A 15,529-nucleotide genomic window follows, 5' to 3' on the forward strand; every position below is an offset into this window, starting at 1 on the left:
ATGAAAAAGTATGATTTTACTCTGATTGAACTGCTCGTGAACACAACTTGTAAAATATACAATCAGTCCACGGCTGCCGCTCTGCGTAAAAGAGAGGGGTTCGGGGGAGAGAAAGCGGCGATTTGCGCCGCGTCTCTCCCCGTACCAACCAATCTGAACATCTCTCTCATTCTTCGCAAGCTCTTACGCCTTTGCCAATGCTCTGCAAGCGGCAAGTCGGAGCAAAAACGTGAAGTTGTTTTTCCGCAAAAAAGCGGGAAGACAACTTCACGTTATTGCGGATCTTCCTTCCCCGCCGGCCGACCGCGCCTCCGCCTGTCGACCGCCCCGTACCCGGCACCGGCACCTTGCCGGACGCAGGGGGCGCGGGGGGCGGCGGATACGCCCCCCGCATACCGCTGCTTAAGGCTGACTACCGCAAAATTTACGCTGATTGAGCTGCTCGTAGTGATTGCGATCATCGCGATATTGGCGGCGATGCTGCTGCCGGCTTTGAACAAGGCGCGGGAGAAGGCGAATGCGGTGACCTGCATGAACAACCAGAAAACGATGGGGCTGGGACTCGGTTTTTACGGCAACGACAACGACGGTTATCTGGTGAGCGGCCAATCCAACCGGCGGTTTGACGGAAAATATTACTACTACTGGTATCAGGACCTTTCCCGTTATTTCCCCTCCCGCAAGACCTTTTACTGCCCGACCGGCGGCGAAGCGTGGGCGCGCGCCACGGAAGACAACGAGGCGCGTTATTTTCATCCCGACCGGGGCGCGCTGATCAGTTACGCGTGCGACGTCAGCGTGACGGGAGCGCCCGGCCTGACCGCGATCTCCTATTTGAATTTCTGGCGCAAGCTGGACCGGCTCAAAGCACCGTCGCGCACCGTCTATCTGATGGACGGTCACAATGACATCATGTTTCTGGGCAGCGAGAACGAGGTGTTGAAACAGCCGGTGCGGGTGCCGAAGAATTTCCGGCACGGCAACGCGACCAATGCATTGATGGTGGACGGACGTTCGGCGCGGATTGCGCGCGCTCCGTGGGATACCTTGAATACGGACTATATCTGGAGCACTCTGTAAATGAAATTTTCGGCAATCGCAATGCTTCTGGGACTGGCCTGCATGGGGATGGCGGGAGCGCCCGGCTGGATCTGGTATCCGGAAAAACCGCAGGACAACTCGGTCCGCGCCTTTCGGAAAACCTTTGAGGTGGACGCTCCGGTCAAGTCGGCGCAACTGCTGGTGCTGGCCGACGACGGAGCGGAAATCCGGGTCAACGGCCAACCGGAAAAGCCGTTTCCGGGCTGGCTGAAGTTCAACCGGTACGACGTGACGAAATTCATTCGTCAAGGGAAGAATGTGATCGCGGTACGGGCGCGGAACGGCCGGGGGGAGGCCGGGCTGCTCTGCCGTTTTGAAATTTTCACCGCGAAGGGGGTGATTGAAGTCAATACCGGCGCGGACTGGAAATGTTCCGCAGAGCTGCCCGCGAATTGGGAGGAACCGGCGTTTGACGATTCCGGCTGGAAGAGTGCGAAACGGTTCGGCGGCGCGAATCTTTCGCCGTGGAACAAGCTGGTCGATGTTTCGCCGTTTCTGGTGGCGGGCGCGGCGAAACCGGAACCGGTGCCGCCGGAGAAGAAAGGCAGGCTGATGCTCGATGACTTCTCCGACTGTTCAAGCTGGATGGGGTGGCTTCACTCCGGGATGCGCCCCGGACATAATGTGCTGCCCTACCAGCTCGGATTCGGCGCGGGACCGGAGCCGTCGCGCGACGACGGCGGCAGCGGCATGATCGACTACGACTTCATCCGTCCCGGCGGCCGGATCTTCTTTGAAAAGAACGCCGTTTATAAAAGTCCCGCCGTCGCGGAGGCGATCGAGTTCGACGCGAATCCGCAGGGGTACGAGTGCGAAGTGTTGTTTGAACTGATGGACCGTTCCGACAAGACGAAATTCAAGACGCTTCCGGTGAAATTGTCGGGAAATGCGTGGAAGCGTTACCGGCTGGAACTCAACGCGAAAACGGTGGAGAATTTCGACGCGCTGGTCTTTCCGGTGTCGATCCGCGGGTTGTGGTTCGTCGGAGGCAAGCCGGGGAAGGGCAGGGTGCTGCTGGACGATCTCTGCTTCGTGGTCGACCAGTCCGACGGCACCGGCGCGATCACGGTTCACCCGGAATACCGGGGGCTGGCGCACGGCGTGAACCGCCCCGTCCGGCAGGAGTACCGCATCCGCAACAACTGGCATCGTCCGGTCGAGAATACGGTGTCGATCGACGTCTACGACATTGCGGACCGCAAGCTCTTCTCCGACCGCAGGAAACTGAAAGTCGGGGCTTACGGGCTGGGACGGATCGCCTTCGATGTGGGGCGCTTCCCGAAAAAAGGTTCCTACCGGACGGAGGTGACGGTGCGCAATCCGTTGGCCGAACAGCGTTTCACCGGCTGGTTCGGCGTATTCGAGCCGAACAACAAACGCCTCAACACCAAGCCGATGTGGTTCGGCGTCGAGGATCAGGGGCTGCGCAATTTCCGGTACGAGGAGGAGCTTCATATCGGCTGGATGAAGATGCTCGGCATCGACATCATCCGGGGAAATGCGATCGGGCGCCAGCTTGAGGAGGTGCCTTTCACCGACTTCGGCTATGAGCAGTACCGGAAAATGTACCAGCCCCACTTCGACGCGGGGATCGATCTGGTCTTTTCCTATGCCGGGGAGGTGCCCGGCTGGACCGGAAAGAAGTTTTTCGCCTCCGACCGGGAAGCCTTTTCCCGACACATGACCCGGCTGGCGAAATTCATGGGGCGCAATCCGGGAATCCGTTACTTCGAGTGGTTCAATGAGCCGAACCTCGGTTACTTCCGCGAGCGGAACACCGATGAGTATCTCGCTTCGCAGCGCATTTTCTACCCGATCTTCAAACAGTATGCCCCGCAGGTGAAGGTCGCCACCGGCGGCGTGGTGATCAATCACGCCCGCGCCAAAAAGGATTTCGCCAGACGGATGTATCAGGAAAATCAGGAGTTCTACGATGTCGCCTGTTACCACGGCCACGAGGGATACGCCGCTCATGTGAAGAGCCTCGAAACGCTCGACGGCTGGCTGGCGGAGGCGGGAGTGCGGAAGCCGTTCGGCAACTCGGAGGCGGGGGCGCGCTCCTATTACACCCACCCGGATATGTTCCGGCTTCAGGCGGCCGAACTGGTCAAGAAGATCACCCTGACCAAGAGCCGCAATTCGGAGTTCTACATCTGGTTCATGCTGCATGACTACGGCGACAAGTATATCAATGCCGACGACTCCTTCGGTCTTGTGACGGTGGACAACCAGCCCAAACCCTCCTTTCTCGCGTACAACGAGCTGATCCGCCAGCTCGCCGACACGGAGCCGGCGGAACCGGTGGAGCTGGACAAACGGCTGCGGAATTACCGCTTCACCCGCGGCGGCGAGGAGATATTCGTCTGCTGGCCGCAGGGAAGCGCGTTTTCCTTTGCGTTGCGCAGCAGTGCGCCGATTGTGCGGACCGATATTTTCGGGAATGAGACCGTGATCCGTCCGGCCGGCGGAATCGCTTTTGTGGACAGCGGCGCGCTGCCGTTCTATTTGCGCGCTCCCGAAGGGGCGCTGGGGGCGGTGGATGCTCCGCTTCAGGTCGTTGGAGTTCCGGTGTTCGCCCCCGGTGAAATGGGAACGGTGGAACTGGAACTGGTCAATCCGTACCGGGAGCCGTTCTCCTATACGCTGATTGCCGGAGGAAGCGAACGCAGCGGCAAACTGCGCTCCGGCGAAGCGGTCCGATTCCGGGTGCCTGCGGCGATTCCGACGGATGCGCAATTCGGCGCCGCCCCCTTCGACTGCAAGCTCAGGCTGACCGGGGCCGGCGGCGCGAAACTTTTCGACGGTTCGATCGCATTGGACAGCTTCGTCGCGCTGCCGGTCAGTGAAAAGGCGGGCGCGAAAGTCATTCTTGACCGGGCGGATCAGGTGCGCGAAATGATGTTCGATCCCAACTCGCCGCGCTGGTCGGGGCCGGAGGACCTCAGTGCCGAAATCCGGCTCGGCCGCCGCGGTGCGACGCTGGTGTTCGACGCCGTCGTTACCGATGACGACCACAGCGCGCCGGGCAAAGACGCCTATGTCTGGCAGAACGACTGCATTCAGGTCGGAATCGGCACTTTGGCGGGGGACCATTATGAGTTCACTGTTTCCGGCAACGGTAAAGGCGGGGCGACCGTCTGGAACCATCTCCGGCCCCGCGACAACGGCAACGGCGCCGCGTGGCAGGTTCCCGCAAGCGTGAAACGGCAGGGGGACAGGACGTTCTATCACTTCGAGATCCCCGCCGCGCTGGTCGGTCTGAAAGGAACCGCCGGAGAGGTGTTCCGCATCGCTTATCTGGTCAACGACAATGACAAGGGACGGCACATGCGGTTCATGGAGTGGAACAGCGGCATCCAGCCCTCTAAAAACAGCAATCTTTTCGGCTGGGCGAAAATCGTCCGTTGAAATACGGAAAAATGAAAGGGAATTTTCCATGGTTCAGAGAATCTCGTATGCTTCCATGCTGCTGTTTGCCGCAATCCCGTGGTGCGGAAGCATCATCGCGGCCGGAGAAAACGTTTCCATGCCGTCTTCCGGCTGGATGTGGATGGAAGCGCGGCCGGAGGAACACTGCACCCGGTATTTTCGTTACGCGTTCGAGCTGCCGGGCAGAGTGAAGGCGGCTCCGGTGTGGTTCGCCGTGGATGATCTCGGAACAATTTATGTGAATGGCACCCTTCTTACTTCCCGGCAGGGGATTCCACCGAAGAAATACGAACTGGCCAAGCTGCTGCGGCCGGGCCGGAATGTAATTGCCGTGAAAGCTGAAAACCGGATCGGATTGGCCGGCGTGATTTTCCGCGGGATGGCGGTGTTGGAAAACGGCGGTGTTTTTCCGCTGGTCAGTTCGCGCGATATGCGCTGCAGCCGGGAGGCGTCCGGCGACTGGACCGGCGGCGGTTATGACGACCGGGAATGGAAACGGACATTCCGGCTCGGCCCTGCGGCGATGAAGCCGTGGGGCAGGCTGGTCAATATCGGGCCGTTGCAGGGTGGTGAAGCGGTTCCGGAAGAACAGCCCTCTTTCTGGTACTGGCACGAGGAGAAGCCTCAGAACAATACGCACCGGTATTTCCGGGTCAATCTGGAGCTGGAAGATGACGCGGCTTCCGCCCCGGTCTGGATCGCCTGTGACGACGAGGCGGATATTTCCGTCAATGGCACGGTGATCGCCAGGCGGCACGGATGGCGCGCCAGACGATTCAACCTGGGATCGCGGCTCAAGGCGGGAAGAAACGTGATCGCATTCGACGTGCGCAACGGCCGGCCTCCCGCCGGCGTGATATTCCGGGGTGAAATCATGTTGAAGAACGGCACCGTGATTCCGCTGGCCAGCAACGGGAACGTCCTGTCCAGTGCCGAAGCGCCGGAAAACTGGCGGCTGCCGGAGTTCGATGATTCAGGCTGGCGTCAGGCAAACCGGGTCGGAGCCGCCGATATGAAGCCGTGGAGCAAGCTCACCGATATGACGATGTTCCTGCCGGCGATGCCGCCGCCGGCGGTTCCGGCGACGCCGGGAAGGCTTCTGCTCGATGATTTTGCGGATATCTCCAGCTGGCTGGGAGGGCCGGGCGAGGGGGGAAGGCCGGGAGCGACGCATCCGTTTGACTTCAGTTTCGGTTCGGTGCCGGATTCCCGCCGGGAGGACGGCTGGGCCGGTGCCCTCTGTTTCGATACGGCCAGGCCGGGAGGCGAGGCCCGGTTCAGCAAAAACAGCATTTACCAGATGCCGATGGCGCCATCGGCCGTGCTCTTTTCCGCCGATGCCGCAGGACATGCGGGCGGCGTGAGCTTTGCTTTCCTGGACCGCTTCGACCGCACGTTCACGACTTCCGAAGTGCGGATCGGCGGGGAAGGCTGGCGGGACTACCGGCTTGAACTCAATGAAAAAACGATTCCGGAATTCCGCAAGATCGCCTTCCCGGTACGGCTCTCGCGGATTGCCTACCGCAATGACGAACCGGCGGCGGGACGTGTCCTGATCGACGACCTTTTCTGCGAGGCTGACGTTTCCCGGCCGGAGCGGCAACTTGAAGTGCATCCCGATTACCGGAAGCTCTGCTTCGATGTCGGTGAGCCGGCCGGCATGACTTTCCGGGTCCGCAATGCTCTGCCGGAGAGCGTGAACGGCAGTTTTGAACTCAAGGTGTTCGATATGGACCGCAAGGAACTGGTTTCCCGCCGGGCGACGCTGGAACTGGGTAAATTCGGTTTCGGCCGCGTGGATTTCGATCTCGGAACATTTTCCCGGAAGGGGGGATATGCGGTGGAGTTGACCGTCGGCAACGGCCGCGTGAAACACGTATATCAGGGCTGGCTCGGCGTGATGCGGCCGAATGGAAGCCGCATCAACAAACTGCCGATGTGGTTCGGGCTGGAGGATCAGGAGATCAACACCGCTCCTTATGAAGCAGGTTTTCATGTGGAGTGGATGAAGTTGCTCGGCGCGGATATGATCCGGGGCGGTTTTTCCGGCAACCGGGCCGAGCGGGAACGCGGCAGCACTGCCGGTTATGAGGCATTCCGGCGAATGTGGCGGCCCCATACGGAAGCGGGGCTGGACATCTGCCTGGACTATGCCGGAGGCATACCGGCGTGGACGGCCGGAAGCGGGAAATCGCCTGCGGGGGTGATTCGACCGCACAACTGCGATCCCGCCCTCTTTCGGGAACATATCGGCCGCGTCGCGGAATTCGTCGCCTCAATGCCGCGGATCAAGTGGTTCGAGTGGTTCAACGAACCGAATCTGGGTTGGCGGATGCCGAACGAAGCTTATATGGAGGGCCTGCGGCTGCTGTATCCGATTCTGAAGGAACGGGCGCCGGAGGTGGCGGTCGGAACCGGCGGGCTGGTGATCGGTGCGCATCCGAAAGCGCGTCCCGGCTTCATCAGGGAAACCTACGTGGACAATGCCGCCAGTTACGATATCGCGTTGTTTCACGCCCATGACGGACTGTCGAACTACCGGAAATATACACAGGAGGTGATTCGCCTGACCGGAGGCACAAAACGGTTCGCCAATACCGAAACCGGCTACCGCTCCTATCACGGGAAACCGGAGCTGTTTTACCGGCAGGCAGGCGTACTGGTCCGGAAAATGGCCTATTCCCGCGCGGTCGGAATGGAATTCTACGTCTGGTTCATGGTGCAGGACTACTGGGATAAATATATCAATGCCGACGATTCTTTCGGACTGATCACGGTGGACAACCAGCCCAAGCCTTCCTGTGTCGCCTACAATGAGCTGGTGCGGCAACTGGCCAATACCGTGCCGGCTCCGGGGGGCGGACTTGATCCGCGGCTGGAAAGCTACCGGTTCCGTGGCGGCGGCGAGGAGGTGTTCGCCGCATGGCCGAAACAAGATGGCGCGGTTTTCAGTTTCTGCCTGAAAAGCACGGCGCCGGTGCGTATGGTGGATATTTTCGGCAATGAGAACGTACTTGAGCCGGTCAGGGGGATTGTTTATGTGAATACGCCGCAACTGCCGTTTTACCTGCGTGCTCCGGAGGGGGCTGTATCCTCGGTAGGCGAACTGGTGAGAATTGCGGGAAATCCGGTGTATGCGCCCGGAGAGAAACGCCCGGTTGAGCTGGAACTTTGCAATCCTTATCAGGAAAAGATTCAGTACGCCTTGTCGTGCAACGGGGAAAAGGTGACCGGAACGCTTTCCGCCGCGGCCGGACGGAAAGTCAGGCTGGCGACACTCTCTCCGGCTTCCGTCAAACCCGGTCCGTTTACGCTCCCGGTGGCGGTGGAACTGAAAAATACGGAAAGCAGGATACTTTACCGGGGAAATCTGAAATTGCAGGCCTGTATGGCGCTTCCGGTCGGCATGCGCGGTCAGGCGTATCCGGTCCGGCTGGATTCGGAGGCGGTCCTGACCGAACTGGCGTTCGATCCGACTACGCCGCGCTGGAGCGGTAAAGAGGACCTCTCCGCGGAAATCCGGTTGAGCCGGACCGCGACGGCTCTGGTATTCGATATTGATGTGCGCGACCAGAATCACTGCACCCCTTTCCGGCAGGCCATGAATTGGAGCAACGATTCCATTCAGGTCGGTTTGGCCGATCGCAGCGGAGCGCACCGGGAATTTACTTTTTCGGATGGGCCGGATGGCGAGCCGATCGCCTGGTGTCATCATTCCCCGGTGGAAACGGAAGTCGGAAAGGCCGGGCTGCCGCTGACGGTTGCGCGCCGCGACGGAGTGACGCATTACCATTTTGAAATTCCGTTCCATCGGCTCGGAATCAGGCCGCAAAAGGGGGAACTGTTCCGCATGGCATTGCTGGTCAATGATAATGACGGCGGGAAACGCCTGCGCGTCATGGAGTATTTCGGCGGAATTGAAGGCGGCAAGAATATCGACTTCTTCGGCTGGTGCATCTTGAACTGATCAACGAAAGGATGGTTATATGAAAAAGAATCTGATCCATGTTACATCTCCTGCCGGATCTATCGCGGCCCCGCGCTGCCGGTTTACCCTTATTGAGTTGCTCGTTGTAATAGCGATCATCGCCATTCTCGCGGCGATGCTGCTTCCTGCGCTGAACAAGGCGCGGGAAAGGGCGCACACGGCTTCCTGCAGCGCCAATCTGAAACAGATCGGCAGCGCCAATCTGTTTTATGCGGGGGATTACCGTGACTATCTGCCGGTAGGCGAGTACCCGGGAACATTCGGCGGCGACCGGCCGCTGACGCGGTGGCATCAGCGCCTCGCACACCTTTATCTTGCCAACAACGCGGCGCTGTTCCGGTGTCCGGGAGCCAGGCCGGACGAGGGATTCAACAGCGAATACAAGGAGAACGGTTCTTATACGACGGCTTCCGGCACTCCGCGTTCGGATAAGGAGAATTACCGGATCGCCGGCAGGCCCACCTGGGTCACTTATACGGCGGTCGCAACAATTGCGGGAGCATTGAACAGCTGGACCGGAGGAGCGGAGCAGTACACACCCCGGCGGCTTATCCGGATGAAACGGCCGTCGTTGACGGTATATGCTCTGGACGGCCGGGAGATGCTGGTGCTGGGAAGTGAACTGACGCAGGTCGCGGCAGCCCGTTATCCGCAGGTTTACCGCCATAACCGTAGGTCCAACGTCTGTTTTGCGGACGGGCATGCCGGTACGATCCGGATGGGATTGAGCTGGGGAAAACTTTCACAGGAATATGTGTTCATCTGGCCCGAAAGTTCCAGGATGAACGACAAATAACAGACGAAAACAATCGGGGGCATAAAAAGTGTCGATTTCAATTTCAGGAAAATGGGCGGTTTTGTTCTGTCTTTTGTCATTGCCGGCGGCCGGTGCGTCGGGAGAAGGGACCGTGCGCGAATGGCTTCCCGGAGCCGGTGCGCCGCCGGCCCGGATTGCGTGGACTCCATCCGGCGGTACGCCGGTGCGGATACAGGAACCGGCGGCACGAGAGAGTGCGGATAAAACGAAGGTGTGGCGTTTCGACTCCAGGCCTTCCGACAAGGCATTGGCTTATGCCGTGAAACTGGATGGCGTGGAATTGAAACTTGAACACGGCTGGTTTGAGTTTTCCTACTATCTTCCGGCGGATTCGCGGGTGACCCGGCTGCGTCCCGGCGTGCGGGTGCGGGGCAAAAAACATGTTGCGGCGGATCTGGTTCCGGTCAAAGGGCGCTGGACCGTCGTACGATGGCCGCTGGACGGGCCGGAAACCGCCGCGATACGGCGCGACGGCGGCAAGTATGCGGAAGCTCTTGAATTGGGTGTACTCGCTTCCGGCGGACCGATTGCGCTGGAAATCGGCGGATTTGCAGTGGGTGCCGGCAGCCGGGACCGGGAAGGTATTTATTCCATTCCTCTGACGCCGGAAACACAAGGAGCCTGGAATGCCGTCACCGGGCTGCCCGGTTTCGCGGGCGTCTGGCCTCCGGGAGGCTTCACACAAAAGCGAACGGCTCCCACTTTACCGGGGGAGAAGGAGAAGGTGTTCCGGTTTGACGCGAAAGGCAATGCGCTGGCGCTGACCTTCCGCATCGAGGCGCCGCTCGCGGATACATGGCTGGAATTCGACTACTTCCTGCCGGAAGGCTCTAAAATAAAGTCGGTCAATCCGGGCATCACCGTCCGGGAGTGGAACGGAAAACGGCGTACCCTCCGGCTGCCTCCGGTGGTCGGAAAGTGGCGGAAGGAGAAGCTCGCGCTGGCGGAGATCATGGGCGGCGATACCTGGCGAAGCGGCGAGGCGGCGACCGCTTCCTCATTTGAAATCGGCTTTCTCGGCGAGCCGGAGAGTTCCGTCGCGGTGGAATTCGGCGAGATCCGCCTGCTGCGGGAGCCTGCCGCCTTTGCTCCGCTGGTCCGTCCGCAGTGGCTGGAGGAATCGGGCAGGCTGAAGCGCACCTTCCATATCGAAGACGCTCCCCGGAAAGGCTGGATCATGGCGCTGGCCGCTCCTTCCTTTACGCTGTGGGTCAACGGCCGCGAGCTTGGCCGGGGGAAGTTCAACAACTCCGGCGTCTGGACGATGCACGCCGGAAACGGCTGGCCCGTCGCCGCCGAGTGGCCGCTCGACGGCGTGTTGAAAGCCGGAGAAAACGAGGTCGAAATCGAGATCGCCCCAGGCGGGGCGCGCGGGCTGGTCGCGCTCGGTTGGGAGGAGGATTCCCGGCGGTGCGTGGTGGTTTCGGATGGAGCGTGGCGGAATGTTTCAGGAGATGCGGTCAAAGTCCGCCCGATCGGGGAGCCGGTGCGGCTCAAGGGGTTGGATATTTATCCGGTCAGGCGTCCCGCCGCATGGCTTCCCGAGGTCCGGCGTCCCGACTATGCGGCAGTTCCCGCTTATGCTCCGGCCTGCGAACGGCTCAAGGTCGCGCCGGAACCGGGGAAATGGGGCACGGTTCAGGAAAACGGCCGCTGGTGGCTGAAAACTCCATCCGGCAAGCCGTTCTTTTTCAACGGCATCCAGACGGTGGCACGCATCTGCGAAAATTACGGATATTCCGACTGGGCGCGGCGGGCCTATTCCTCCGAAAAGGAGTGGGGCGACGATGCGGCCGCTCTGGCGCAGCGGCTCGGCTTCAACGGACTGGCGGTCGCGGCCACCGCAGATGCCGCCTTCGCGGCGGGAGCGCGGCGTGGAATGGTCTATTTCACCTATCTGGGGTGCGGCGACGGCGGCCCGGCTCTGGTGAACCGGCAAGGGCAGCCGCTGCCGGGACTTGCGGACCCGTTCGACGAAAACTGGAAAAGCAGGTTGCGCCGCCGGGCGGCGGAAGCGGGAAAACGGTGGAACCGCGATCCGGCCTGCATCGGATTTTTCGTGAACAACGAAGCGCATCTGGAAGGAAATCTCGCGGGGCGTTCTTCCTCGGGTTTCGTTTATTCGGAGGCGTGCGGCCGGGAATTTGTCCGCTGGCTGCGCGAACGCTACCGGAACGACCTGCAAATGCTGAATCTGGCGTGGTTCGGCAAGGCGGAAGCGGAGTATCTCGGGAGCTTTGAGGAGGTGCTGGTGAAAAAGCCGGACCCGCTGGGCAAAGTTCCTTTCATGGCCGATCCGACCGCCGCCGCCGCGCTGGCGCAGATCGGCCGCCGCCTCGGCGGAGATGAACGCGACGGCAGGAAGGGGCGCATGCGCAAGGATTTTGACGATTTTGCGGTGCATACGGTCAAGGTTTATGCCGGTTACGTGCTTAAGACAATGCGTGAATTCATGCCGGATAAACTCATCGGCAGCAACCGTTTCATGGGCGCGTCGACCGAGGCGATGCTGGAAGCGTGGAAGGATTACGACCTGATCGCATGGAACTCCTACCCGATGTGGGTCTGGAAGGATGCGACATACACCGGCCGTCAGCTGGCCGAAATCCGGAAGGCGCACCGGGTCACGGGCAAGCCGGTGATGCTGACCGAATGGGGCGTTCAGGCGCTGGATGTGCGCATGGCGTCGCCGTCGGCGCAGCTGCTGACCCAGAAGGAACGCGGCGAGGGCTACGGCAAGGTGGTGAAACAGGTCGTCGAAACCTTTCCCTTCGTCGTCGGGATGGTCAACTTCGGCTATCAGAACCTGGCGGACAGCGAAGGGCAGGGCTGGGGTGTGGTGGACAATGAGGGGCGGCCCTATCATGACTTCATCTCCGGCATCGTCGCGGCCAACCGATGGCTTGACGAATATTTCGTCGGTAAATGACCGATAACGGAAGTTCTGATTCCGCCGGCTCCGAATTTCGGAGCCTTTTTTATTGCAACAAGCTGGCATTTCGGAAAAATGGGAATATTGTTTGGAATAAGCGGAAATAAGGCTAAGTTTTTTTATCCTGGTCACGTCTTATTCTTCAGTGAAACTCCGGGAGGTCAGGTGTGGGATTGAAATGGATTATGGCGGCGGCGATGCTGCTGGTTGCGACAAACTTTGTCATGGCAGCAGCGGTTCGGGTGGCAGTGGTGGGGGAAGAGGAGACTGTCCGGGAAATTCGTTCCCGGCTGGAAGCGGAACAGGATATCGTCCTGGCGGAGTGGAAGGATGCTCCGGAGGTTTCCGCCTTGTATGATCCGAAAATTGCCGCGTATCCGCTGCCGGAGGCGGATTTTCTGATCGTGGCGGCCAAAGAGCGGCTGGTGGCGGTTCTGAATCTCCGTCACTCCTATCTCGCCGCCGAATTTTCCCCCGGCCGGGAGCCTGTCGAAACGGCGCAGCGGGTTCTGGAACGCATACGCAAGGCCGCAACTGCGGAACAGAGCGGATACTTCTGGAGTGTGGTGATTGAAGAACCGCATCGGCTGACTTCGGGTACCGGCGGAGGAAACGCGCCGGAACTTCTTTCGGCAGGGCTGGAGGAGTACTGGTTGAAAGAGCCGTCATGTCTGGTGATCGATCGGCATGAGCCGGAGAAAAGCTGTGCTGAAGGAGGCTTTTTCCGGTACTGTTTCCCGATTCGGCTCAATAGCTGGGTGGTGAGGCTGCGCGAGGGAAAGAAAAACGGTTTCTATCTGGAGGCGGCTTCTTTTTTCGGCCGACGGATGTTTGTCGCTTATACGAAGGAAGTACCGGTTACGCAGGAAACCGCGGTGCAACTGAAGGAGTTTGACGCTGGTCTGAAACTGTTTTTAAAACGGAACGGAGCGGAAAAATCACCGGAACGGCAATCGTATCCGAATACTCTGTCGGGTTACCGGGATCAATTGGGGAGGCTGCACATTTTTTCCGACCGCTGGTTCGATCTATGGGCGGCGGCGATCAAAAAATATCCCTATTATTCCTGGGGAGGGGAATTAACCCAGAGAAGCGGTGGCGAACAGGCTGTTGCAAATTCTGCGTATTCCTCCGACCATGCGTTCTCCATGGCCAGAAAATGGTTGAGCGGGATGCGTGAAATGAGGCTTCGGCATGCAATACCGAAAATGGATCCCACCGGTTTGGTCGCACTCTCATTGCAATGCAATACTTTTCCCAGATTCGGCAAGAACAGGAAACTTCCCGATATCGATTGGGACGCGATCAAGACATTGGCGGCGGAGGCGCGCCGGGAGTACCGGTTGTGGTATCGGGCACGTTTCGGGCTGAAGTATGACCCGGAGCGCGGGCTGCGTACCGTCCCCGAACTGCAGGCGTATTTCCGGGAATTGGAAAATGTGGGGCTGAGAGAACATAACTACTATTCGCTTCAGGATTACTATGACGGCCTGTCCGAAGTGATTGCGGAAGAGATCCGGGCTGCCGATGCCTTTCTGACGGTGGAGGATACTCCGGAACGGCAGCGCGGAATTCCGCCGATCGGCCAATTCATTCTGAGTGAAAGTTTTTCGACAAATACGCAGACGGCTGTTCCGGAGCGGCGGATACTCTACGAGCAGATTGAAGCCGCGCAGCGTTCAAAATCCAAACTGATCCGCCAGCTCGGCTGCTTCTGGCAACTTCACAGAGAACAGGATAAAGTGGAATACCGTCCCGATGAATCACTGAAATTATTCCGGGAATATTGCCGGCAGGTAAAGGAAATCTACGGCAGGGAAGCCCCCTATCTGGCTGTGGTGAATAATAAATCGAAAATAAAAGGGGGGAATTTTTCAATTGTGCAGAAGAAATTTAAGGCGATTGCGGCTGAAGTATTCGGCGATGATACGGATTTCCTGCCGTCAGGACGGGAATTATATGAATTACGCGGTTTGGGGAGAGTACCGCCCCGGCAAGTGGAAAAATTCCTGCCGGTGATCAGGGAGCGCATGGATTTCTATCTGACTTCAGCAGCCGGTAAGGAACTGCAGGCCATTTTCAACAACATGGCTTGGGAGGGAGATGATTATTTCCTGCAGCATGATGCAAAGGAACGGCGGGAGCTGATTGAGAGATTCAATTCAAAGGTTGAACTTTCAACCCCGGTTCCGTGGGGTGACCGGGGCGTAATTCTGAATTCCATTATGCGGGGAGGGATGATCTATCTGGTGGGGTTCCGGGAACGGCAGCAGTTGATAACACTGTACCGGTTCAATCCGGAAAGCAGACAACTGGATTGTTGTGCCTCGTCTAAAGTGGATCTGGAGCGTGCCGGCCGTTTCGGCAGGGGGATTGTGGATACTTGCGGCATGTTTGATGTGGAAGGGGATTATGCCGTCTGGATGAGAGAAAAAGAGGGAGACGGTTTCCGCCCGGATGGCAATGTGTTTCGTCCCGGAATTCCGAAGGAAAGGGTTCATGTTTTTGATTTGAAGGGGAAAAAAGCATGGACTCTTACGGACTTTCCACACAATGGCCTGAGGTCAGTCGCGTTGCTCGGCGGCAAACTCTATATTGCACTGAATTCCGCAAACAATACGAATTCCATGCTGGTTCGTTGCGATTTGTCCGGAGATAACCGGGAAGTCCTTTTCGATACCGGCCGGGAGGAAGAACAGAACAGTTTCGATGCACGCGACCCGTTCTCACGTTTTCTGCTGAGGAGCAACCCTTTTCGCGGGCGGCTGCTGCTGTTTGGAGACTCCGTATTGTATGAGATGGATCCGAATACCATGGAGGCTTCTGAAATTTCCGATGAAACCCTTGGCGGAAACAGAACGATTGTGGGTGATGAAACACTCTATATTCCCGGAATGGATTGCCGTTATTTAACTTATAATCTGAAATCCGGAAAATTGCAGCGTGTGGCGGTTTTCGATTGCAGTTCCACGGGCGTAAAAGAGCAGGATTTGCTTCCGTATCAATGGCGCCTGAAGTTCAATTACTCTTATGCGGGGATTCCTGCGCGTGCACTGGCATTTGTTCTGCAGGGGAATCGGATGCTCCAGCCGAGAGAACAGATGGTGCTGATTGATCTCGATCATATTGAACAGTCACCGCCAGTGCTGGTGCCGCGACAGTTCAATGCCTCGCCGGCGGACGCCTATCCGGCAAAAGACGGAAAATCCTTCTGGCTGGTTTTGCCGGAGGGAAAAATTCAGTTGTTGACTCCCAGGTGAGC

At 58.9% G+C, this 15,529-nt stretch carries 6 protein-coding genes; all 6 read left to right on the forward strand.

Annotated elements, in window-relative coordinates:
- The 6 genes from C8D82_RS02555 to C8D82_RS02580 all read left to right on the forward strand — a co-directional run bounded on the left by C8D82_RS02555 (nucleotide 1) and on the right by C8D82_RS02580 (nucleotide 15,527).
- The gene (locus C8D82_RS02555; protein WP_116882702.1) at nucleotides 1-1,080 is read left to right on the forward strand and encodes a prepilin-type N-terminal cleavage/methylation domain-containing protein; all 1,080 of its coding nucleotides are present in this window, start codon (nucleotides 1-3) and stop codon (nucleotides 1,078-1,080) included.
- Nucleotides 1,081-4,509, forward strand: coding sequence for a hypothetical protein (locus C8D82_RS02560; protein WP_116882703.1), 3,429 nt, complete (start codon nucleotides 1,081-1,083; stop codon nucleotides 4,507-4,509).
- Between the two features lie 28 nt (nucleotides 4,510-4,537).
- Nucleotides 4,538-8,497, forward strand: coding sequence for a DOMON domain-containing protein (locus tag C8D82_RS02565; RefSeq protein ID WP_133245024.1), 3,960 nt, complete (start codon nucleotides 4,538-4,540; stop codon nucleotides 8,495-8,497).
- 19 nt (nucleotides 8,498-8,516) lie between these two features.
- A complete protein-coding gene (locus tag C8D82_RS02570) occupies nucleotides 8,517-9,314 on the forward strand; it encodes a DUF1559 family PulG-like putative transporter (RefSeq protein ID WP_116882705.1) in 798 nt (265 codons plus the stop codon).
- A 112-nt stretch (nucleotides 9,315-9,426) separates the two neighbouring features.
- Nucleotides 9,427-12,264, forward strand: coding sequence for a beta-galactosidase (locus C8D82_RS02575; RefSeq protein ID WP_133245025.1), 2,838 nt, complete (start codon nucleotides 9,427-9,429; stop codon nucleotides 12,262-12,264).
- 569 nt (nucleotides 12,265-12,833) lie between these two features.
- Nucleotides 12,834-15,527, forward strand: a complete 2,694-nt coding sequence (locus tag C8D82_RS02580; RefSeq protein WP_165832788.1) for a hypothetical protein — start codon at nucleotides 12,834-12,836, stop codon at nucleotides 15,525-15,527.
- The last annotated feature ends 2 nt before the right edge of the window (nucleotides 15,528-15,529 follow it).

Source organism: Victivallis vadensis, assembly GCF_003096415.1.
GTDB lineage: Bacteria > Verrucomicrobiota > Lentisphaeria > Victivallales > Victivallaceae > Victivallis > Victivallis vadensis.

Coding starts and splice junctions, on each gene's coding strand:
- C8D82_RS02555 (WP_116882702.1), top strand. CDS start 1: ATGAAAAAGTATGATTTTACTCTGATTGAACTGCTCGTGAACACAACT.
- C8D82_RS02560 (WP_116882703.1), top strand. CDS start 1,081: ATGAAATTTTCGGCAATCGCAATGCTTCTGGGACTGGCCTGCATGGGG.
- C8D82_RS02565 (WP_133245024.1), top strand. CDS start 4,538: ATGGTTCAGAGAATCTCGTATGCTTCCATGCTGCTGTTTGCCGCAATC.
- C8D82_RS02570 (WP_116882705.1), top strand. CDS start 8,517: ATGAAAAAGAATCTGATCCATGTTACATCTCCTGCCGGATCTATCGCG.